Annotated in this window: 20 protein-coding genes; 17 read left to right on the top strand and 3 right to left on the bottom strand. The window is 65.8% G+C overall.

Annotation, left to right across the window (positions count from 1 at the left end; genetic code table 11):
• Positions 1 to 5: 5 nt before the first annotated feature.
• The 12 genes from mltG (at position 6) to OXG30_06095 (ending at position 10,887) form a co-directional block, all read left to right on the top strand.
• Positions 6 to 1,148 (top strand): endolytic transglycosylase MltG, encoded by a 1,143-nt coding sequence (gene mltG / locus OXG30_06150; protein MCY4134479.1) that lies wholly within the window; start codon positions 6 to 8, stop codon positions 1,146 to 1,148.
• Entirely contained in the window at positions 1,142 to 1,993 is an 852-nt protein-coding gene (gene aroE / locus OXG30_06145; protein MCY4134478.1) for a shikimate dehydrogenase, read from the top strand. The genes mltG and aroE overlap by 7 nt, the downstream gene beginning before the upstream one ends.
• 22 nt (positions 1,994 to 2,015) lie before the next feature.
• A complete protein-coding gene (locus OXG30_06140) occupies positions 2,016 to 2,714 on the top strand; it encodes an A24 family peptidase (GenBank protein MCY4134477.1) in 699 nt (232 codons plus the stop codon).
• A 69-nt stretch (positions 2,715 to 2,783) separates the two neighbouring features.
• The gene (locus OXG30_06135) at positions 2,784 to 3,005 is read left to right on the top strand and encodes a hypothetical protein (protein MCY4134476.1); all 222 of its coding nucleotides are present in this window, start codon (positions 2,784 to 2,786) and stop codon (positions 3,003 to 3,005) included.
• Positions 3,006 to 3,070: 65 nt separating this feature from the next.
• Positions 3,071 to 3,601 (top strand): shikimate kinase, encoded by a 531-nt coding sequence (locus OXG30_06130; protein MCY4134475.1) that lies wholly within the window; start codon positions 3,071 to 3,073, stop codon positions 3,599 to 3,601.
• 26 nt (positions 3,602 to 3,627) lie between these two features.
• Positions 3,628 to 4,635 (top strand): 3-dehydroquinate synthase, encoded by a 1,008-nt coding sequence (locus tag OXG30_06125; protein MCY4134474.1) that lies wholly within the window; start codon positions 3,628 to 3,630, stop codon positions 4,633 to 4,635.
• A 31-nt stretch (positions 4,636 to 4,666) separates the two neighbouring features.
• Positions 4,667 to 5,107 carry a type II 3-dehydroquinate dehydratase gene (gene aroQ, locus OXG30_06120; protein MCY4134473.1) on the top strand — a complete coding sequence of 147 codons (441 nt, stop codon included), beginning with the start codon at positions 4,667 to 4,669 and terminating at the stop codon, positions 5,105 to 5,107.
• Positions 5,104 to 6,219, top strand: coding sequence for a Xaa-Pro peptidase family protein (locus OXG30_06115; GenBank protein MCY4134472.1), 1,116 nt, complete (start codon positions 5,104 to 5,106; stop codon positions 6,217 to 6,219). Before aroQ ends, OXG30_06115 begins: the two co-directional genes overlap by 4 nt.
• Positions 6,220 to 6,246: 27 nt before the next feature.
• A complete protein-coding gene (gene efp, locus OXG30_06110; GenBank protein MCY4134471.1) occupies positions 6,247 to 6,810 on the top strand; it encodes an elongation factor P in 564 nt (187 codons plus the stop codon).
• Between the two features lie 35 nt (positions 6,811 to 6,845).
• Positions 6,846 to 7,274: a transcription antitermination factor NusB gene (gene nusB, locus OXG30_06105; GenBank protein ID MCY4134470.1), complete on the top strand. Its 429-nt coding sequence runs from the start codon at positions 6,846 to 6,848 to the stop codon at positions 7,272 to 7,274.
• Between the two features lie 94 nt (positions 7,275 to 7,368).
• Positions 7,369 to 9,672, top strand: a complete 2,304-nt coding sequence (locus tag OXG30_06100) for a TOMM precursor leader peptide-binding protein (GenBank protein ID MCY4134469.1) — start codon at positions 7,369 to 7,371, stop codon at positions 9,670 to 9,672.
• Positions 9,673 to 9,741: 69 nt separating this feature from the next.
• On the top strand, positions 9,742 to 10,887 hold the full coding sequence (locus tag OXG30_06095) for a hypothetical protein (protein ID MCY4134468.1): 1,146 nt from the start codon (positions 9,742 to 9,744) through the stop codon (positions 10,885 to 10,887).
• Between the two features lie 9 nt (positions 10,888 to 10,896).
• Here the strand turns inward: OXG30_06095 and OXG30_06090 are convergent, their stop codons facing one another.
• Entirely contained in the window at positions 10,897 to 11,184 is a 288-nt protein-coding gene (locus tag OXG30_06090) for an NHLP leader peptide family RiPP precursor (GenBank protein ID MCY4134467.1), read from the bottom strand.
• Between the two features lie 172 nt (positions 11,185 to 11,356).
• On the opposite strand from OXG30_06090, the gene OXG30_06085 reads away from it, so the two are divergent.
• Genes OXG30_06085 through OXG30_06075 form a run of 3 tightly spaced genes read left to right on the top strand, consistent with a single transcriptional unit; the run spans position 11,357 to position 17,242 of the window.
• Entirely contained in the window at positions 11,357 to 11,938 is a 582-nt protein-coding gene (locus tag OXG30_06085; protein ID MCY4134466.1) for a hypothetical protein, read from the top strand.
• A gap of 7 nt (positions 11,939 to 11,945) precedes the next feature.
• The gene (locus OXG30_06080; protein MCY4134465.1) at positions 11,946 to 14,174 is read left to right on the top strand and encodes an ATP-binding cassette domain-containing protein; all 2,229 of its coding nucleotides are present in this window, start codon (positions 11,946 to 11,948) and stop codon (positions 14,172 to 14,174) included.
• On the top strand, positions 14,171 to 17,242 hold the full coding sequence (locus tag OXG30_06075; GenBank protein ID MCY4134464.1) for an ATP-binding cassette domain-containing protein: 3,072 nt from the start codon (positions 14,171 to 14,173) through the stop codon (positions 17,240 to 17,242). Before OXG30_06080 ends, OXG30_06075 begins: the two co-directional genes overlap by 4 nt.
• A gap of 25 nt (positions 17,243 to 17,267) precedes the next feature.
• Here OXG30_06075 and OXG30_06070 read toward each other — a convergent pair whose 3' ends face one another.
• Together OXG30_06070 and OXG30_06065 are read right to left on the bottom strand one after the other, a co-directional pair.
• On the bottom strand, positions 17,268 to 18,140 hold the full coding sequence (locus tag OXG30_06070; protein ID MCY4134463.1) for a polyprenyl synthetase family protein: 873 nt from the start codon (positions 18,138 to 18,140) through the stop codon (positions 17,268 to 17,270).
• A 25-nt stretch (positions 18,141 to 18,165) separates the two neighbouring features.
• Positions 18,166 to 20,025 (bottom strand): fatty acid desaturase, encoded by a 1,860-nt coding sequence (locus OXG30_06065; protein MCY4134462.1) that lies wholly within the window; start codon positions 20,023 to 20,025, stop codon positions 18,166 to 18,168.
• 93 nt (positions 20,026 to 20,118) lie between these two features.
• On the opposite strand from OXG30_06065, the gene pyrR reads away from it, so the two are divergent.
• Positions 20,119 to 20,685 carry a bifunctional pyr operon transcriptional regulator/uracil phosphoribosyltransferase PyrR gene (gene pyrR, locus OXG30_06060; protein MCY4134461.1) on the top strand — a complete coding sequence of 189 codons (567 nt, stop codon included), beginning with the start codon at positions 20,119 to 20,121 and terminating at the stop codon, positions 20,683 to 20,685.
• Complete coding sequence (locus tag OXG30_06055) at positions 20,682 to 21,620, top strand: aspartate carbamoyltransferase catalytic subunit (protein MCY4134460.1); 939 nt, start codon at positions 20,682 to 20,684, stop codon at positions 21,618 to 21,620. Before pyrR ends, OXG30_06055 begins: the two co-directional genes overlap by 4 nt.
• The last annotated feature ends 1 nt before the right edge of the window (position 21,621 follow it).

Raw genomic sequence — 21,621 nt, 5'->3', positions numbered from 1 at the left:
CCGCGGTGAGCGACGACCCGAAGGGGGGTTACCAGCCACCGGTCATCCTGCCAGAGGGCGATGATCCGCAAGACTGGGACTGGTTGCCTCGGAGAACCTCCACCCTCACCCGGGTCGTCATCATCCTGGCCTGTCTGGGCGTGGTCCTGCTTATTGCCTCGCTGTTGATCAGGGGTTGGATCGGTGATCGGCTCGATCCTCCTGGTGAGGAGGGCCCAGAACTGGTGGTCAGCATCCCCCAAGGGGCGTCGATCAACGACATCGCCCGCATTCTCGAAGATGAGGGTGTGGTGCCCAACTCCACGGTGTTTCGCTACTACCTGCGCTACAAGGATGCTGGTGACTTTCAGGCCGGCACCTACATACTGAATGAGAACATGACGGTGTGGCGGGCCAAAGATGTGCTGTTGGCCGGTCCCGCCTCCGGGCCGACGGAGGATGCCTTGAGGGTTTTGGTGCCCGAGGGACTCACGCTGGTCCAGATTCAAAGCCAGCTCTTGGCCCAGCTTCCCACCTTCGACGCCGACGAGCTAGCCCGAGCCCTGGCCTTTCCGCCCTTGCGATCCGATTACCAGCCGTCCAGCAGCACTTTGGAGGGGATGCTCTTCCCCGACACCTATCTGCTCGACGCGGCCACCTCCGAGGACGAGGCCGCCCTGGTCGTCCGGATGATCAACCAGTTCGACCTGGTAGCCACCGAGGTGGGATTGGACACCGCCCCCGATACGGTGCAGGTGAGTCCCTACGAAGCTGTCATCGTGGCTTCGCTGATCGAAAAGGAGGCCCTCATCGATGAGGATCGGGCCAAAATCGCTCGGGTGATCTACAACCGGTTGGGCTTGGGGATGCCGCTCCAGATCGACGCCGCAGTGCGCTACGCGCTGAACAAGCCCTCCGAACCGCTGACCCTCTCGGATCTGGACGTGGACAATCCCTACAACGTGTACAACCGAGCAGGATTGCCGCCCGGTCCAATCGCCGCTCCCGGGCGAGCGTCGCTCGAGGCCGCGCTGAACCCCGCCGACGGCTTCTGGCTGTTCTACGCCCGCACCGACGACCCGGTGCCCGGCGCCCACACTTTCAGCAACACCTTCGAAGAGCACGAGGCCGCGGTGGCCATCTGCCAGGAGAGGGACCTGGGATGCTGACCCCAATCGGGGTGCCACCCGACACCGAGATCGCGGCCGGTGTGATCGGTTTTCCGATTCGGCATTCCCTATCCCCGGCAATCTGTCAGGCCGCATTCGATGAGTTGGGCTTGGATTGGATCTACGCGGCCATTGAAGTGCCCCCTGGCGAGGCCGCCGAGGCCCTTAAGCACATGCGCGACCAGGGAATGGCGGGGTTGTCGGTGACCATGCCCCACAAGGCCGACGTGGCCGCCGCGGTGGACGAGCTGAGCCCGGCCGCCGCGGCGCTGAGGGTGGTGAACTGCGTGGGCCGCGTTGGGGACCGGCTCATCGGCCACAACACCGACGGCGCCGGATTCTGCGACGCCCTGCTAGCTGACGGAGTGGAGATGGCCGGGATCGGCTGCGCGGTGCTGGGGGCGGGCGGAGCGGCCCGGGCGGTGGTGGCCGAATTGGCCCGCCGGGGAGTGGCCGAAGTGGCAGTTGTGGCCCGTCGGCCCGAGCAGGCAGCGTCGGCCGCCGCGCTGGCCGGATCGGTGGGCACAACGGCTGGGTCGACCGAAGTCGGCAGGTACCAACTGGTGGTGAACGCCACCCCGGTGGGGATGGCCGAGACCGAGGGCGCGGGCAACGTGCCTTTGGATCCCGATCTGCTCCATGGCGGCCAGCATGTGGCCGAGTTGGTCTACAACCCACTCCACACCCCGCTGCTGGCCGAATGCCGGCGTCGAGGCGTGCCAGCGTCCAACGGTGTAGGCATGCTGGTGTACCAGGCCGCCCACGCCGTGCGGATCTGGACCGGGGCCGATCCGCCGGTCGAGGCCATGACCGCCGCGGCCACAGAGGCGCTCAAGGGCAGATGAGCTGGGCAACCGGGGGCGAGCGGTGAGCACGGCAGCCATGATCATTGCCGGGGTGGCCATCGGCATCGTGGCGGGCCGCTTCCTGCTGCCGCTCGTGTGGAGCTTCAAAGTGCGCAACAGCCGCTCCCTGCGGGTGATGGTCTCGCTGTCCACCGCCGCCGCCTTGGGGGCGGCCGGCGGCCTACTGGGCACCACCTGGGATGTGGTGCCGGTGTGGGCGCTGTTCGTTGCCCTGGTCGCTGTCACCACCGTGGATCTGTTCCACTACCGCGTCCCCAACGCCATCGTGTTCCCCGCCGTGCTGGTTCTGCTGGCGCTGATGACCCTCATCTCGCTGCTGCGACACCAGCCGGGGGCCATCGGCCAAGCAGTGGCCGCCGCCGGGCTCTACAGCGGCATCATGGCCGTGTTGCACACCGCCTCAAGGGGCAGCCTCGGGTGGGGCGATGTGAAGCTGTCGCTGCCGTTGGGCCTAGTGCTGGGCTGGGTGGGGTCGGGCTATGGCCAGTCTTTGCTGGCCGTGCTTCTGGCCCTCGGCCTGGCCTCTGTGCTGGGGGCCATCATGGGCCTGTTCGTGTGGGGCGTTAGGGCCCTGGGCATCGAGCTCTTGCCCGACCCCCTGGCCGATCCCGACAACCCCCGCCCCACCGTATTCCCCTTCGCCCCCTCCATGGCCGTCGCCGCCGCAGCCGTGGTGCTGGCCATACCCGTGACCAGTTAGATGTTAGAAAATATCGAAATATATAGAAAATACAGTGAAAAACGTTGCTGACCCTGCTATATTGGTGGCATGGAAGCCGCCCTCACCTCGCTCCTCAGCGTGTTGATTGCCCTGGTCCTAGGCGGCTTCGCTTGGCTGCGCTCTGACATAGTACGGCTGACAGGTCGAGTTGAGAGACTTACCGAGCGAGTCGATGACCTTAGCAATCGGGTTGCGAAGATCGAAGTCATCGCCGACGGCCTCGCCAGCCAGGTCGCCAAGACCGAAGGCATATTGGAATCCCGCCAATAGGCAACTGCCGCGACGGGTGCGGTAACTGGACGCAGGGGGCAAACTGCCCCCGGTAGTATCGGGTTGTGGAAGGTAGGCCCCATGTGGCCCTCATCGGGATGATGGGGTCGGGGAAATCGACGGTGGGGTTCTGGTTGGCCCAATTCGAAGGGCTGCGGTTCGTGGACCTCGACGCCGCCATCGAGGAGCGCCAGGACCGGTCTGTTCCCGAGATCTTCGAGGCCGACGGCGAGGATGGCTTCCGAGACATTGAGCAGTCGGAACTGGCTGCCTGTCTGGCCTCCCCGCAGCCGATGGTGGTGGCCTGCGGCGGGGGAGCGGTGTTGCGGGCCGAGAACCGTGAACTGCTGCGACATCGGGCCTGGGTGTGCTGGCTGCGGGCCACTATTGACACGTTGGGCCAGCGGGTCCGAGCCGGCGAGAACCGCCCGCTTCTGGGCGACGACCCGATGGCCGACCTCACCGCGATCAGCGCCACTCGGTCGGGGCTCTACGAGAAGGCAGCCCACGAAATCATTGACGTAGACGACTTGGAGCCCCAACAAGTGGCCGAGCAGATCAGACAAGCCTGGCCCCAGACGGTGTCGGCCCGATGAGCGCCGAAACCAGCCTCCTGGGCGCGATCCGGGTTCCGGTTGAGTTGGGGGAGAGGTCCTATGACGTCTGGGTCGGCCCCGGTGTCCGTCATTGCCTTCCCGAAGTCGTTCCCCTCGACGTGGGCCGGGTGGCGGTGGTCACCCAGGCCGCGGTGGCCGATGCCGGCCTCACCGTGGACCCCGGCGTGGAGCACCGGGTGTTCATCACCGACAACGGCGAGCAGATCAAGACGCTGGGCGCGGTAGAGGAGCTGTGTAGGGAATTCGCCCAGTGGGGCCTCACCCGCCGCGACGCGGTGGTGGCAGTGGGCGGGGGAGCGGTCACCGACCTGGGCGGGTTCGCCGCCGCCGTCTACCACCGGGGCATCGAGGTGGTGTTCGTGGCCACCACCCTGCTGGGCCAGATCGACGCCTCAGTCGGAGGCAAGACCGGCGTGAACCTGCCTGAGGGCAAGAACCTGGTCGGCGCCTTCTGGCAGCCCTCCGCGGTGCTGTGCGACACCGAGGCGCTCGACACCCTGCCTCCCGAGGAGATGCGGTCGGGGTTGGGGGAGATGGCCAAGTACCACTTCATCGCCGATGCCGACTTCGACGCCCTGAGCCTGCCCGAGCGCATCGCCCGCTGTGTGCAGATCAAAGCCGAGGTGGTGGCGGCCGACGAGCGGGAATCGGGCCGCCGGGCCGTGCTCAACTACGGCCACACATTGGCCCATGCGCTGGAAGCCCACGGCGGCTACGACCTCCGCCACGGCGAGGCGGTGGCCGTCGGCCTCATCTACGCCGCCGAGCTGGCCCACCGCACCGGCCGCATCGACGCCGAGCGGGTGGACGAGCACCGCCGAGTGGTCGGCGGCTACCACCTGCCCACCTGCTTGCCCGAAGGGGCCGACGCTGACGCCTTGGTTGCGCTGTTCAGCCGGGACAAAAAAGCGGTCGACGGGGTCACTTTCATGCTGGACGGCCCTGACGGAATCCAGCCGGTTGCCGGCCTGGCGCCCGACCTTCTGCGAGAGACACTGGAGGCCATCAGATGAATTGGAGCCCTGCCTGCCTGGAGGACATGAGATGAGCCAGACGATCCTTCTGCTTTCGGGACCCAACCTGAACCTGCTGGGCGACCGGGAGCCCGAGGTCTACGGCACCGACACCCTCGACGACCATGCGGCCACCGCGGCCGCCACCGCCGAGCGCCACGGGCTCGCCATCGAGCACCACCAGTCCAACGACGAGGCCGCCCTCATCAATCACATCCACCAGGCCCGGCGCCGGTGCGCGGCCATCATCATCAACCCCGGCGCCTTCACCCACTACTCCTGGGCCATCCACGACGCCCTCGCCGCCTTCGAGGGACCGGTGGTGGAGCTGCACCTGTCCAACCCCAACGCCCGCGAGCCGTGGCGCCACACCTCGGTGGTCAGCCCAGTGGCCACCGGCACCATCGTGGGCTTCGGCGGCCACGGCTACGAGCTAGCCGTCGAGGCAGTGGCCCGCTTGCTGGCCGGATGACGAAGCCAGAAACCTCTCCAGACCTCGTCGCCATGGAAGTGGCCGGTCGGGCCGGCCGGGTTCGGGCTTCGGCAGGCGAAAGCCAATGCGATGCGCTGCTGGTGACCAACCTGGTCAACGTCCGCTACCTCACCGGATTCACCGGCTCGGCCGGTTTGGCCTGGCTGGGGCCCGACGAGCTGGTTCTGATAACCGACCGCCGCTACGCCGAGCAGTCCGAGGCGGAAACCAGCCAAGCCGGCGTGGAAGTGCGAATCGAGATCACCAACGACGCCCCCAATGAGCTGTTGGCCGCGGCAGCCACCGGCGTGGGCCGCATCGGCTTGGAGGCGGCGTCGGTGAGCTGGGCCGATCAGCGCAAGTACGCCGAGTGGTTTGAGGCCGCCGAGCTGGTGCCCACCGCTGGGGTGGTGGAGCGGTGCCGTCAGATCAAAGACGACGGCGAGATCGACCGCATGGCCAAAGCGGCCGCCATCGCCGATGCCGCGCTGGCCGAAGTCCGCCCCATGTTGGCCGACAGCCCCACCGAGCAAGAGGTGGCTCTGGCCTTGGACACCGCCTTTCGCCGCTTGGGGGCCGAAAAGAGCGCCTTCACCACCATCGTGGCCGGGGGCCCCAACGCCGCTCTGCCCCATATCAGGCCCACCGACCGCCCCATCGGCCCCAACGAGCTGGTGATAATGGACATGGGCGCGGTGGTGGACGGCTACCGCTCCGACATGACCCGCACCGTGGCGGTGGGCGAGCCCGATCCCGAAGCCCAACGAGTGTTCGAAACCGTCAGGGAGGCCCAGCAGCTGGGCGTGGAGCAGGTGGCCCCCGGTGCTCCCATCTCCGATGTGGACAAGGCCTGTCGAGATCGCATCGACGCGGCTGGCTGGGGCGATGCCTTTGTGCACGGCACCGGCCACGGTGTGGGCCTCGACATCCACGAAGAGCCCTGGGTGCGGGCCACGGCCACCGAGCCCCTCGAGGTCGGCCAGGTGATCACCGTTGAGCCTGGTGTGTATTTGCCCGGCTTCTACGGTGCCCGGGTGGAGGACACCGTGGTGGTAACCGAAGACGGCGCCCGACGGCTGACCCACTCGCCGAAAACGCTCGCTGTGGCCTGATCGTTCTGGGTGGGCCAGACTTTGCCCATGGCCACGATCACCACCAACGACCTCAAGAATGGCATGACGCTGAGCCTCGACGACGGCCTGTTCAACGTGGTCGAGTTCCAGCATGTCAAGCCGGGCAAGGGCGGGGCCTTCGTGCGCACCACGTTGAAGAACGCCCGCACCGGCGCCGTTCTCGACCGCACCTTCCGAGCGGGTGAGAAGGTGGAGCGGGCCAACATCGACCGCCGGGAGATGCAGTACCTGTACTCCGACGGCGAGAGCTTCGTGTTCATGGACAGCGAGACCTACGAGCAGCTCCACGTGGGCGCCGACGTGCTGGGCGACGCGGTCAACTATCTGGTGGAGAACAACTCGGTGATCCTCGGCATGTTCGGCACCGAGATCGTGGGCACCGACCTGCCCGCCGCGGTGGAGCTGGACATCGCCCAGACCGAGCCCGGCGTCCAGGGCGACCGGGTGTCGGGGGCCACCAAGCCGGCCACCTGCCAGACCGGACTGGTGGTACAGGTGCCGCTGTTCTTGAACCCGGGCGAGCGGATCAAGGTGGACACCCGCACCGGCGAGTACATCAGCCGGGCATGAGCATTCCGGCGCCCTCGACGACTCCTCGGTGACAAATGAGCTCGCCCGATCCGCTGGTTGCCGGGTCACAGCGCCGCCAAGTGAGGGAACGGGTGCTGGGCCTGCTCTATGAGGCCGAGACTAAGGGCGCGGACATGGCTGAATTGCTGGCCGACCAAGAATTGCCGCTCGACCCCTACGCCCACACGCTGGTGAGCGGGGCGGCCGAGCACCAAAACGAAATCGACGCCCGCTTGGAGGAGTTCTCCGATCGATGGCCTGTAGCCCGGATGCCAGCGCTTGATCGGGCCATTCTGCGTTTAGCCAGCTTTGAGCTCGCCCACAGCACCGATATCTCTGTGGCCGTGATCATCAACGAGGCGGTGGAGTTGGCCCATGAGTACTCCACACCGTCCTCAGCGGGATTCATCAACGGCATGTTGTCTCAGGTCGCGGCTACTGTCCGCCCAACCGAGGACGGATGAGAGGGCAGGCGAAGCGGTGAACGGCGTTCATCTCCTCCCAGGCACAACCCACAACCCCGAAGACCGGGAAACTCGCGCCTTCGACTTCGGAAGGATGACCCGGCGGGTGCCGATGTTGAGCCGAACCACGCCTGCCGACCTCGGCCTCATCGAGGTGCCGATTCTCACCCCCCATCTCGAGTATCGGCTGATCGGCGATGAGAGGCTGCTGCTCGTGTCGGAGGCCTTCAATACGCTGATCAACGGGCAGATCCATTGCGACCTCGTGCCCCTTTGCGACGGACAGCGCACTCACGGGGAGATCGCCGACGCTTTGTTGCCCGCGCACTCGGCCTCCGAGGCCGAGGCTGCGATCACGGCCTTGGCGTCGCGGGGGTATCTGGTATCGGGCGACTACGACATGGCCCCGAACCGGGCGGCGTATTGGTCGTCACTCGGCGCCTCGCCGCGCTGGGTGCAACAGCGTCTGGCAGAGTCGACGGTGGCCATCGTCGGCGATGGCGGACCGCTCGCCGGCCAGCTCGCGGCAATGGGTATTGAGACGGGCATCGCCCACCCCTCTGTTTCTGTGGTGGTGTGCGCCGATTACCTCGAGGAAGGCCACGAAGCTGTCAACCGCCGCCACCTCGAATCCGGTGCGCCCTGGATCCTGGCCAGGCCGAGCGGCATGCAGCCGCTGTTCGGGCCGGTCTTCCGTCCGGCGGAGGGTCCCTGCTGGGCGTGTCTCGCCTATCGCCTCCAAGGCCACCAGGAGGTTCACAGTTTCGTGCGCAACCTGGGCGGGGAGGCCTCGGCCGTGCGCCCCCGCGCGGTGGAGCCGGTGGTGCTGGAGGCGGTGTGCGGTTTGGCCGCAGCCGAGATCGCCAAGTGGCTGGTGCTCGGGGAGTCGGCGCCCATACACGAGCATGCGATCTCGCTGGATGCGGCAAGCCTCGAAAGCCGGCTGCACCCCGCGATGCGTCGCCCGCAATGCCCCGCGTGCGGTGATGAAGCCCGCTACCGCGCCGACCGGCCGGCAGAACCGGTACGGTTGCAGCCGAGCCCCAAACTGGTACACAACAGCGGCGGCCGGCGCGTGGCCCCTCCCGAGGCGACACTGGCCAAGTACCGGCACCTCGTGAGCCCGATCACCGGCGTGGTGACATGGCTCACCCGTGTGTCGGACGAGGCCGACCCTTGGCTGCATGTGTACTGGGCAGGCAGCAACTACGCACTCAGGAGCCGCAGCCTCAGTTCCTTGCGACGCAGCTTGCGAAGCAAGAGCGCGGGCAAGGGCAGCACCCCTCAGCAGGCGGAGGCGAGCGCCCTCTGCGAGGCAATCGAGCGCTACAGCGGTGCGTTTCATGGCGATGAGATCCGTTGCCGGCGCAGCCTTGAGGACTTCGAGGCTGCGGGAGAGTCGGAGGCTATCCACCCGAACGACGTGCAACTGTTCAGCGACCGGCAACTCGATGACGCGGAGCAGATCAACGCCCGCGGCCACCCCTACAACTTCGTGCCACCCCGGCTTGATCCCGGAGCGGAGATACACTGGTCGCCCGTGTGGTCGTTCACCCAAGACCGGCACCGGTATCTGCCCACATCAATCCTCTACGGCATGGCAGGGGAGGGAGACGACGGTTCCGGTCTCCGGGCGGACTCGAACGGGTGCGCCGCGGGGAACACACTCGAGGAAGCGATCTTTCAGGGGTTCCTCGAACTTGTGGAACGCGATGCCTTCGCGGTCTGGTGGTACAACCGGCTGCGTCTGCCGGAAGTGGATCTGTCGAGCTTCGACGACGAGTACCTTGCGGCAGCGCGGGCGTACTACGGACGCCATGAGCGCGAGATGTGGGTGCTGGACGCGACAGGGGACTTCGGCATCCCGGTGTTTGTGGCGGTTTCCCGCAGGCCCGGCGACGGCGCCGAGGACATCATCTATGGCGCCGGGGCGCACACCGATCCCCACATTGCGGCGCTGCGGGCGGTGTGCGAGTTGAACCAGTGTCTGCAATGGGTGGGCGACCCGGCGCGACGCAGGTCCGGCTACGCGGCCAACGACCCCATGAGCCGCTGGTGGTGGCAGACGGGGAGGCTGGCGGATCATCTCTGGCTGGCGCCGACCCCCGACGCCGCGCCGCGGGGCGAACTGGACTATCCGGTTCCCGACACCTCGGACACCCGCGAAGACGTGGAGTACTGCCGCGCGCTCGTCGAAGCCCGCGGCATGGAGTTCCTCGCGCTCGACCAGACCCGGCCCGACATCGGCCTGCCGGTGGCGCGCGTCATCGTGCCGGGCATGCGCCACTTCTGGGCCCGCTTTGCCCCCGGACGGCTGTTCGATGTGCCCGTTTCGATGAGTTGGCGGGAGACTCCGCTCCCTGAGGACCAATTGAATCCCATCCCCGTTATCGCCTGAACGACGCTGACAAGATTAGGCGATAGAGATAGAGATATAGAGATAAGGACAAGAGAAAGGATTGGGGCGATGAACATCGAAGAGGCTCACGCCAGCATCGAGGAGCAGATGCTGGCCCAGGCGGATTCCGTCGGCGAGTTGCTGGAGCAGTTCAAGAGCCGGATTCCCCCGGCGTTGATCGACGGTGCCGGATGGGACAGATTGGTGGAGCGATCGAGCAGGCTGCCAATCAGCCTCGCGACTTCTGGTTTCGGTTTCGAGTTGCGATTGCATGAAGCCGAGCCCAGGGCTGACCTGGGCCTCGCGCTGCTCCGCGGGAGCCTGTCTGCGGCGCATTTCGAGGAGTGGTCTCGGTCGCGGCCTGAAGAGATGTCCGCAAAAGCGGTTGTCAGTCTCTTTCATGAGATGGGACGTGAAGGGACCGCTATGCACCGGATCGCCGACACGAAGCTGTTGTTCGAGTATGACATCGATCCAGCGCATCCTGGGCCGTTGCCGGATCCGGGGATCTTCCTCTATCCCACCGCCGACGCGCCGACCGACCCTGGTTTGGCCCAGGTGCCCGAAGACCTGTGCGTCATTGCCGACGCGGTCGTCGCCGCCTGCGGTTGGGCGCCCGACAGCGCGGTACGCCGACACGCGGAGCAGCTGTTTCGGGCTATGCCCTCAGGTGTGCAGATCGGCGCGGTGGGCGGCTTTCCAGATCGAAGGAGGGCCTTGCGAGTGGCGATCACTGGCATTAGGAACTCGCATGAGCTGATATCGGTCCTGGAGCGAGCCGGCTGGCCCGGACAGCCTGAGGCATTCGCCCCGTTCATAGGCGACCTCGAGGCCCGAGGTGCATTCGCCCACTTGGCGGCGCACCTCGACATTGATGGAGGCGGCGTGAGATCTGAGCTGGGCGTGAGCTGCTACGCCCAGGACGCGCAATGGGTGAAGGACATCGAACCTTGGATGGGAGTCATCGACGGACTGCGGGCAACGGAACTGGTCGTACCAGAGAAGCTGTCTGCACTGGCGGAGTCGTGGGCAGGAGCGGAAACGGTGTTCGGGCGCCGAGGCATGCTGATGGTTGTCAGGGGCATCCACCACTTCAAGATGGCGCTGGTCGGCGACCGCTTCGAAGAGGTCAAGGCCTACGTGTTCTGTCTCGTGTTTCCTCCGCTGCTGGTTTCAGCCGCAGCTGACGCGCCCGCGAAGCCTGCGGATTGTTGAGACTGCTTCTTAGCCGCAGCAGCAAAGGCCGGCAGAGATCGCTTCCAGAGTCTCCTCGTCCAACTCCACCCAGGCGTCGGGGTCAGGGGGCAGGACGAGATGCAGATCGCTCATGCTGCTCTCGTGTACCTGAAGGTTGACGTAGTCAGGCACGTCGATGCCGAACTCCTGTTTGACGGCGGCCTTCGGATCGGCAACGAGTTGTGCGCGGAACCCGGCATCCTCCCCCGCCTTCTCGATCAGCGACCGCTGCATCTCCTCTGCTGTCTGGATTGCCGATTGCAACATCTGGCTCATTCTGTGCCCTCCTTTATTGACTTGGAATCATCATACTAGTTGAATTTGCCCTACCCGTTCATGTGGCTTGCCGCCCCGTCAGGGAGGTGTCCGGGATGCGCCTGGTTCGCACCGATACTGGGTGGCCTGGGCCCAGCGCCTGCGGCAACGCGACAGGGAAGAGACAGGGCCTATGTTCAACAATCCGTTTCGCGAACAAGCGATCGCGGCCAGCGCCAACCGGCAGCAGCTTGACCGTCTGCTCCGCGTCTCTGCGCCCCACGAGCGCATCGCGCTGGGTGCCGTCGGATTGATTCTCGTCGGCATCAGTGCCTGGGTCGTTTTCGGCGACATGGCCCGCGCAGTCACGGGCGACTGCGTGCTGCTCGTACCGGGTCCGCACGACGAGGCCGTGACCTCAGCGCCCGGATACCCAACCACCGGTGATGCCCAAGATCGTCGCCTGCAAGCCACGCTGTTCGCGGCACCGCGCGTGGCCGGATTCCTGCAACCCGGCATGTCGGCTTCGGTTGAAGTGCAGTTGTCCGACGGAGCCATCCACCAGATGGAAGGGAGCGTCAGCGCGATTGCCGCCGGATGGTCGCCGGTTGGGGATCTGGTGCCGTCGGCGGCAACCGCCGCCGCGGACCCCATGCGGCGAATAGAGATAAACCTCCCGCCGGCATCCGAACTCGACCTTGCCCACGGCACGCCGTGCCGGGCTCGGATCGTTCACGGACGATACTCAATCGCTACGCTCCTCGGCTTCGGATAGGCCTGAAATGGCATGGCATGGCTTGCGAGGGGCGGCGCGTGGTGACCGAGAACGCCATGACGTGCCGAGTCGGAGATCCGTTACGCCTCTCTTCCCCCAGGCCCACGCAACCGAATGCGGCGCGGCCTGCCTTGGCAGCGTGCTGGCCTATTTCGGACGCTGGGTGTCGCTGACGGAACTGCGCGGCACATGTGAAGTCGGGCGGGACGGATCCACGGCTGCCGGGCTGATTCGGGCCTCAGAGCACCACGGTCTCGAGGGTTCGGGTTGGAGCGTGCCGGTGGGCCGCCTCACGCAGATGCCGCTCCCGATGATCCTCTTCTGGGAGTTCAACCACTTCGTGGTCTTGGAGGGATTCGATCGCAAGTGGTTCTACTTGAACGATCCGGCCTTCGGCCGCCGAAAGCTCTCCCCGCAGGAGTTCGACGCGGGGTTCACAGGGGTGACCCTGACGTTCCGCCCGGGTCCGGCCTTCCGGCCAACGGGTGCTCCCATCGGGCTGCTGCGGCGCCTCCCACATTGGCTGAATGGTGTCTGGAGCTGGTCGGCATGGGCCGTCTTCTGCGGGTTGATGCTGGCCGTGCTGGCCCTGGCGGCGCCGTTCGCGGCCAGCCTGTTCATCGACCGGGTGCTGGGAGACGGCGAGCCGTGGGGACTCGGCGTCGCCGGGGCGCTGGCGGGAGCGGGTCTCCTCGTGTATTGCGTCACCCTGCTGAAGCAGCGGTTCCTGGGGCGATTGGCGACCCGCAGTGCGATCGTCTTGGGCAACCGCTCCGTATCGCAGATATTGCGCCTTCCGGCGGACTATTTCAGTCATCGACTTGTCGGCGACCTGACCGCTCGCCTCCTGTCCGTCGACAAGGTTGCGCGAGGCCTGTCGGAGCGACTCCTGGGCCTGCTGGTCGACGTCGCCATGAGCATCGTCTTCCTAGCCGCCATGATGGCCTACGACTTTCTCTTGGCGCTTGTTGTATCAGCACTGGCGCTTTTCAATGTGCTGCTCTCTACCCTGGTGGCGCGGGTCCGGTCCGGCGAGGCCTCCACCCTGCGCGGCGAGCAGGGCTTGCTGGTGGGCATCGGCACGACCATGGCGAATCAGGCCGACACTCTTCGAATGAGGGGATCGGAAGATGCCATGTTCGTCCGCTGGAGCGGCCATCAGGCGCGCGAGTTGCGGGTACGCCAGCGATTCCTTGAACTGAGCAGCCTCATGTCCGCCGCATCGGACATGTTCATGTTCCTGGGGGGAGCCGCGGTGCTGGCGCTCGGCGCGACGAGGGTCGCGTCCGGCGAGTTGACGCTGGGCGCGCTGGTGGCTGTCTACCTCATCGCGATGGTGTTTCTGGAACCCGTAGGGCGCTTCAGCGAGTTCGCGCGCGAGCGCCAAACCCTTCTGACCGACATGCAGCGCCTAGACGACATCACCAAGACGCCCATAGACCCAGGCTCGGCCGGCCGGGCAAAAGCATCGCAGTCGATCGCCACTTTCAACGGGCGTCTGCGCCTGGCGGGGCATTTGGAGTTGCGCGATGTGACTTTCGGCTATAACCGAAGCCGGCCTCCACTGATCAAGAACCTCAGCCTCGCTTTGAAGCCGGGTCAGCGCGTCGCGGTGGTGGGTCCGAGCGGGTCGGGGAAGTCGACGCTGTCCCGCCTTGTCACGGGCATCCTGCACCCCTGGTCGGGGGAGATTCTGCTCGATGGCCGGCCCCGGGACGAGATTCCCGACGAGGTGCTGGCTGGTTCCGTATCGATGGTGGACCAGCACATCTTCCTCTTTTCTGCCACCGTTCGCGACAACCTCACTCTGTGGAACCCGGCGGTGCCCGACGATGACATGGTTGCCGCAGCCCGCGATGCTGCGATCCACGACGACATTCTCAGACGGCCCCGCGGCTATTCCGCTCTGGTAGAAGAAGACGGAGTCAATTTCAGCGGTGGACAGCGGCAGCGCCTGGAAATCGCCCGGGCTCTGATTGGGGACCCGACGGTACTGGTTCTCGACGAGGCGACGAGCGCCCTGGACGCCGCAACGGAGGCATACGTCGACGACGCGCTGCGCCGCCGAGGCATCAGCTGCATGATCGTCGCTCACCGGTTGAGCACGGTTCGCGACTGCGACCAGATCATCGTGCTCGACAGGGGTGCGACTGTACAGCACGGCACACACGATGAGTTGATGGCAGAAACGCACGGTGTGTACCACCGCCTCGTGCAGACGGAGCTGACCGGATGAGCGGGCGGTCGAACTTGACGCTCATTCAGGCCGCCGCCGAGTGGGGCACAGCGGTGACGTGCGCTGCCAATCGGCCTGCCGACATGGGCGATCCCGAATTTGCCTGGCTCATCGAATCCGGCGCGGTCGACCTGTTCCTGGTCGAGAGACGGGAGGGAGTTGAGCAGTCCGCGCCACAGCACGTGCTGCGCGCCGGTGCTGGCCGGCTCCTGCCTGGAATAGCGATCCTGGACGGCAAAACGTCTTGGGGGCTGATCGCCAAGGGGATGCCAGTCGCCGTGCTGCGGCGCCTGCCCTACTCCCGGCTCGGTGCAATCGGCAGTGCAGAACTGGCCGAACAGATAGATGCATGGATCTCGGACATCTCGGCGATGCTGGTACGCGACATTGCCCATTTTCCGCGCATGGATGCGCTCCTAGAACCCGGTGAGGGGTCGGCGGCAAAAGACGGCAGACTCACCGCCTGCCGCAGCGCGGTATGGGTAACCGGGTTGCCTCCTGAGGCGGGTCTGTTCATGGACCTGATCGATCTCGCCGAAATCGGGACGACCGGTGATGGCGCTGGCGGTGCATTGCCGCTCACACCCGCCACCTGGCTCACGTTGACGCAGGAGACTCACATTACCCCGGTATCCTCAGCCGAACTTGCTGAGCGCAGACTGTTGCTGCCCGCCCTGGATGATTTCAACCGGATCGCGTTTTCGCTCGAGCGACTGAACCGCCAACTGGCCATTGTCGGTCAAGTGAATCTGGCTCGGGCGCAAGTCATCGGCCGCCGAGAAGACGAGGAAGAGGCCCGTCGCCGCCTCTTCGATGCCTATGGTCGCCTGGACGAGGGTGCCGAGGAGTCGGACTCGGAGTCTCTTCGTCATCCACTTCGGCGTCTGTCAACACGTCGTTCGGAAAGGGGTGCCGAGGAGTCGGACTCGTTTTGGGCTCGTCGTTCACGAGGCAGGGCGGCTGACCGTCGCCAGGACGAGGGCGCCGAGGAGTCGGGCTCGGGGTTGCAGAATGTCCTGAGCGTGATCGGCCGGCACGCAGGTATCGAATTCCAGCGTCCGCCAGCCCCTTCCTCCGAACGATCCACGGACGAAGTGGCACTTGCCAGAGTGCTCAGCGCGTCCGGAGTGCGCAGCCGAAAGGTGCGGCTCGCTCTAGAAGACCGCTGGTGGGTCGGCGACAGCGGGGCCATGCTGGCGTTCCGCGCCGAGGACGGCCGACCCGTTGCGCTGTTGCCCAGCGCGATCCGAAACTACCGGGAAGTCGATCCCGTCAGCGGGGGCCAGCGACGGATAACGTCCGCCAACGCCGAGTCGCTGCGACCGGAGGCCTGGACCTTCTATCCTTCGCTGGAGTCTGCCGGTGTCGGCTGGCGCGACCTGTGGGGCGTTGCCCGATTGGGATTGGGCCCGGGCCTGGCGCTTCTCGTGGTGACCGGGCTTCTGGGCGGCCTGATCATGTTGCTGCCGGCCGTGGCGCTCGGCTTCGCCGCGGATCAGGCGATCCCGGCTGGCGATACCGGGTTTCTGTACGGGGTCAGTCTGGCCCTGGTGGCATTCGGTCTCGCCCGTGCCCTGCTCCACATCTTGCAGGACATGTCCCTGATGCGTATTGAGGCCCGCGTGGCTTCCCGTGTAGAAGCCGCCTTCTGGGACCGACTGCTGCGGTTGCCGACCAGCGTGCTGCGACGGCACCCGGCCAACGACCTGGCCGTGCGGGGCATGGCGTTTCAGCAGGCGCGCGACGCCGCGCACGGCGTGATCGGCAACGGAGTGCTGGCGATCTTGTTCCTGTCGCCTGCTTTCGCGGTCATCGCATGGCGCGATGTCCGGCTCGGCGCATTGACAGCCGCCTTCGGACTCCTCTCGCTGTTTGTGACCGTGGCACTCGGACTGCGGCAGAACGCCCCGCTTGGCCGCTGGCTGATTGCCCTTCGACGGCTCGCCGGCCGGCTGTTCCAACTCATCAACGGCATTCCAAGACTGCGCGTCTACGGTGCCGAGAGTTCGGGTTTCGCAACCTGGGCGCGGGACTACCGCGCACAGAAGCGTGCGGAACTGGAGTTTGACGCCCTTGAGTCTCACCTGCGGGCATTCAGCTCGGCTGTGCCATCGCTGGCCGGAGCGATGGTGATCCTAGTGGCGACGTTGGTGGGAGCGGGCGCCGTTACGGCTGGCGACTTCACCGTCATCTACGTCTTGTTCTTGCTCTATCAGCGCGCGGTCATGCGGTTGGGTGAATCGTTCGGTGCTCTAGCCGCTGTCGTGCCTGCATGGCATCACATCCGGCCCGTGCTGGCCGTGACCACCGAGACGAGGGCCGAAGGGGAGTTCGTGGAGGAACTGGACGGCGAAGTCTCCTTCGACCAAATCTCCTTCCGCTACGATGCAGGCGGGCCGCTCGTTCTTGACGAAGTATCGCTTCGGGTCCGAAAGGGCGAGTTTGTGGCCATCGCTGGCGAGTCTGGCTCCGGGAAGAGCACCCTGTTGCGGCTCGCGCTTGGGCTCGAACGGCCCTCCAATGGATCGGTCTACTTCGATGGCCGCGACCTCCAACATCTCGATCTCAAGGCGGTGCGCCGACAGATCGGCGTGGCGCCGCAGCATGTGCAGCACCATCCCGACGATCTGTGGGACAACATCGCGGGCGGTCACGAAGGCTTCACCGCGGAGGACGCGTGGTGGGCAGCGCAGCTTGTCGCTATGGACCGCGAGATTGCGGCGATGCCGATGGGCATGCTGACACCGATAGGAGCGGGCGCGACCGTTATCTCTGGTGGTGAGGGTCAGCGAATCCAGATCGCCCACGCGCTGATCCGCGATCCCCGCATCTTGATTCTGGACGAAGCCACGAGCTGGCTGGACACCGAGACGCAGTCGAGAATCCTGGACAACCTGTCGCGCTTGACTTGCACGCGGATCGTTGTCGCTCACCGCCTGTCCACCCTGCGGCAGGCCGACCGCATATGTGTGATGCGTGAGGGCAAGGTCGTCCAGAAGGGCTCCTTTGCGGAGCTGGCCGAGACTCCGGGCGTATTCCAGGACTTGATGAGCAGGCAAATCGCTTGAGCTGCCGCACACGCTGCCCGAGTGCCTATGGCATCAATCTTTCGAGTTGCCGCGCCAGCCCCGCAAGTACCCAGTCGTCGGGTTCGAACGCCTCGATTTCGCGTACTGCCTCGTCGACCAATTCGTGGACGCGCTCTCGCGCCTGTTCCCGCGTCAGCACATGCAGGATCGAGCACTCATCCAAATCCTCGTCACACAAATCGTCAACTATCTGGAAGGCAAGCCCGTAGGCGCGACCGAAGGCGTCGAGGCGGCCGAGTTGCTCGCCCGAGAACCCCCCGACGACACCACCGCTCCAGGTCGAGAAGCTGAACAGCGCGGCGGTTTTCCTCAAATAGATGAATTCGACGTCTTCCAGGCTTGTCTCTGAGGCGTTGAATGCAAGGTCGTCGACTTGCCCGCCGATCAATCCCTTGGATCCGATCGTGCGGGTCAGACGGGTGCCTACGGCGGCGCTTGCCGCGGGATCGGGAAGCTGCATGCATTGAGCGAACGCCTCGACCAGTAGGGCACTGCCGGCCAGAACAGCCGTCGCTTGGTCGAAGACCATGTGGACCGCGGGCTGTCCCCGGCGAACTGGGTTGTCGTCCTGGGACGGCAGGTCATCGAGCACCAGCGAACAGGCGTGGACCAGTTCCACTGCGCCCGCAACCGGCATGGCCAGCTCGGGGTCGGTGCCCGCCGCTACGGCAGCGCCGAATGCCAACGCCGGGCGCACACGCTTGCCGCCCGTGAAAACGGCATAGCGCATGGCCTGGTGGATTTCGGCGGGATACTGCGTCGCGGCCGGCAGTGCAGCGTCGAGGTGGGAGTCGACCCGCTCCCGACTCGCCGCTAGGAACTCGTCGACCGCTAAGAGTCGACTCCGGCCCTCAGGCAGGCATGCGCCTTCGAGCACATCGTCGCGGGCGTTGGTCCCTTCTTTATGCAACGTCCGAGGAACCCTGCCGCCGGGCCGGACCAGAGGGCGGGGACGCGTGCCGGTTCCAGCCGCCGCGCGGGACCGGTGCCAGAAGCAGGTTGTTGTTCGACAGCGCGCGGAGAGCCTTGCGAAAGCGGCGGCACAGCGCTTTATTGCGCTTGGCCGAGCTGCCTTCGTATACGAACCGCACATCCAGAGGCTCGCCCGGCATCGCCTCACCGCTTGCCAGAGGTCCAAGACCATCGACTGCTACCCCGCTGCTGCCGCACGTCCCACCCCGATCGGCGAATTCCTCCTCCACCGCTGCCAGTACGAAGGCGATCGAGGCTTCGGCGACACGCGACAGCGCTGTGCCTGCCTCAACGAGCGACAAGCTCCCGCGCATCTCGTGAACGGCGACCTGGAAGACCTTGCCGTTGGACCACTTGAGCGCTGCCGCGACGGCCTCGCGGCTGTCCTGCACGGGTAAGTCGGCGAGTTGGGCCTTCATTTCCGAGAGGCTTAACTCATGCATCCAGTACCGGCGCGCCATCTCGCGGCGCGCCGTCGCCTCGGACTCCGGATGCGGGCCGATTCCATCCGGCGCCTCCAGGTCGGTGAACTCCCGGTCCCGCAGCCTGTCGAGCAGCTCTGGGGAGCGGTTGATCCACGCGGTGAGGCGCGGGGACGCGGCGTGGATCTCTGCGATGATGTCAAAGTCGGCGGGGCGTGCCGCGAACGCCCGGCTGTCGTAGGGGCGCCAGTCGTCGATCTCGGGGTAGAACTGGGCGCGTTGTCGGTCGAGCAGGGGATCGATGGTCTCGAACCACTGCTTGGGAAGGAGCGCCAGTCTGTTCATCTGGACATAGCAGCCCGGCAGCTGCGGCGAGGCTGACTCGTCATGATGCTGCATGAGCGGATAGCGCTGGTTCGCGATGTGGTGATCGGCGTGGCGCTGCATGTTGTAATACATCCAGTTGGTGAACTTGTAGTCGGCGCTCCAGGAGTGCCGCGGCTTTACCGATTCGAACCCACCGTCAGGCATGCGGATCCGGCGCAATCCGTAGTGCTGCACGTAGTTGCTGGCCTTCATCGACAAGACCACCGCGCCGCAAAGCAGGATGTAGACCAGCACGGCCAACGGGCTGCCCATCCACAGTACCAGTCCGTACCAGAAGACCATTCCCGCGCCATAGCGCCAGAACGAGTTCGTGTAGTGCCACTTCGGCAGTTGGCGGCGTGCCAGCCGGGACTGTTCGAAGCGCCAGGCGCCCAGCAGATTGTGCTTCAGCTCCGGGAGCAGGTACTTCCAGAAGGACATCCCCTTGGGCGGGGAGCCCGGGTCCAGGGGGGTACACACATGGGGGTGATGGATATAGACGTGTTCGATGGCGTAATGCGGATAGGAGGAAGAAGCCAGCAGAAACTCGCCGAGCCGTCGCTCCCAGGTGACGCGCCGGTGGACTAGTTCGTGGCCCACGATGAAGACCGACTGGGCTACGAGAGCGAGAGCCACGGCCATGAGTCCGATCTCCCACAAGGCCAGGTGATCGGAGACCAGCATCTGCCAGAGGGAGAATATGAAAGCCGCTGGCCAGAACGCGCCCCACAGCCACAGCGAGAGCTTGTAGAGGAAAAGCTGGCTCTCACAGGTGGTGGCCGGATCCATATTCCGCTCTTCTAGGCCGAGGATCCTGTCGAATTGGTCTGTGAGTGCGAAGAGGGCGAGCGGACCCCCGAGCCACCATCCTCCGTAGATGGCGGCGCACACGATGAGAGGGAAGATCGCGAGGGGGGCGAAATGCGGGAGCACGTTGGAAAACGAGGGCTCGACGACCCGGTTGGCCATGGCGACGGTTGGGCGGGAAATCCGTGCTTCCATCCCTCCCAAGACTAGACCTCGACAGTGTATAGTTTCCGAAACACCCGTGAAGTGGGTCCGGCGAGGCCCGTACGGACATGGAGGAAACCGAGTTTGGCTGAACGCGAGCGCCGGCGAACGCCCCCCTACGGGGGCGTTTTCTCTGCCCGAACCCGAGTGATGGAAGCCGAGGACATCAAGCGGGCCACCTGGCGCATGGCCCACGAGATCATCGAGCGCAATCACGGCTTCGACGGCGTGGTGATTGTGGGCTTGCAGACTGGCGGGGTGTGGCTGGCCGAGGACATCGCCGGTGCCCTGCAAGAGATCGAGGGGGTCAAGCCTGCGTTGGGGACCCTCGACGTGGCCTTCCACCGCGACGACATCGGGCTGCGGCCCCTGTTGCCGGAGGCGCCCACCAAGATTCCGTTCAATCTCGACGGCCAGGCGGTGGTGATCGTGGACGACGTGCTGTATACCGGCCGCACGATCCGGGCCGCGCTGGACGCGCTCAACAGCTATGGAAGGCCACGGACCTTGCAGCTAGCGGTGATGGTGGACCGGGGCCACCGGGAGCTGCCCATCCGCCCCGACTACGTGGGCAAGAACCTGCCCACCCGCCGCGACGAGATGGTGGACGCCCACCGCGACGGCGTCGACCTCGGGGAGATCGTCAAATGAAGCACCTCTTGTCGATCAACGATCTGGGCGCCGAGGGCATCGAAGAAGTGTGCCGGTTGGCCGACCACTTCACCGAGGTGTCGCAGCGGCCCATTCCCAAGGTTCCCGCCCTGCGGGGCAAGACGGTGGCCATGCTGTTCTACGAGGACTCCACCCGGACCCGGCTCTCCTTCGAGGTAGCGGCTCGGCGCCTTTCAGCCGACGTGATGGGATTCAGCGTGTCGGCCTCGTCGGTGAACAAGGGCGAGTCGGTGCGAGACACCGTGGCCACCGTTTCGGCCATGGGGCCCGACGCCATCGTGGTCCGCCATCGCTCGGCCGGGGTGCCCCAGCAGACCGCGGCGTGGACCCATGCCCGCGTGGTCAACGCCGGCGACGGCTGGCACGAGCATCCCACCCAGGCGCTGCTCGACTGCTACACCATCCGCGACCGGCTCGGCTCGGTGGCCGGTCGGCGCATCGTGATACTGGGCGACATCAAGCACTCCCGGGTGGCCCGCTCCTGCGTGATGGCGTTCACCTCGCTGGGGGCCAAGGTCACCCTGGTGGCCCCTCCCACGCTGCTGCCCCCCGCGGTGGACTCGTGGCCGGTGGACGTGAGCTTCAGCCTCGATGCCGTGCTCAGCGACTGCGACGTGGTGTACGGGCTGCGGGTGCAAAACGAGCGCCAGTCTGAGGCCTTGCTGCCGTCGTTGCGGGAGTACACCGCCCAGTGGGGGCTCACCGTGGATCGGGCGGCCCGTTTGCCCGCGGGGGCGCTGGTTATGCACCCCGGCCCGGTGAACCGGGGAGTGGAGATCGCCCCCGAGGTGCTGGATCAGCCCAATGCCACCCTCAATGAGCAGGTCCGCCACGGGGTGGCGGTGCGTATGGCCGTGCTCTATCTCCTGTTGGCCGCCGACCCCGATCTGCACCCTGAAGGTGAGGCTGCATGAG

Source organism: bacterium (assembly GCA_026708015.1).
Lineage (GTDB): Bacteria > Actinomycetota > Acidimicrobiia > Acidimicrobiales > Bin134 > Poriferisocius.
The sequence above is the reverse complement of the archived record's forward strand: the minus strand, read 5'-3'. Positions and strand labels throughout refer to the sequence as shown.